The organism is Bacillus sp. SIMBA_074, assembly GCF_046534555.1.
Taxonomy (GTDB): domain Bacteria; phylum Bacillota; class Bacilli; order Bacillales; family Bacillaceae_G; genus Bacillus_A; species Bacillus_A mycoides.
Genome location: NZ_JAWRYM010001012.1, coordinates 1 through 247 on the forward strand (window position 1 = coordinate 1; position 247 = coordinate 247).

Consider the following 247-nt stretch of genomic DNA (forward strand, 5'->3'; position numbering starts at 1 on the left):
GTTTCTTGTATGATATTTTGAGTGTATGGTAATTTCATGAAATCGTCAGGGCTGGGTGTCCTACGACCAATTATGCTATCCACTTCACAGAAAAGCTTAGATTGAATTTCAGGATTCATTGAAAGTGCGTACAGTGCCCAAGAAAGAGCATTTGCTGTCGTTTCATGACCTGCAAGAAAAATGGTCATTAACTCATCACGTACCTGATGGTTGGTCATTCCTAATCCGTCTTCGGCATCACGTGCAT

At 41.3% G+C, this 247-nt stretch carries 1 protein-coding gene; it reads right to left on the reverse strand.

Translation table 11 applies throughout. From position 1 onward, the window contains the following. Window positions 1-218: cytochrome P450 (locus SB773_RS33825; RefSeq protein ID WP_410594851.1), on the reverse strand; the 218-nt coding region annotated here is incomplete at its 3' end. Window positions 219-247 lie beyond the last annotated feature (29 nt).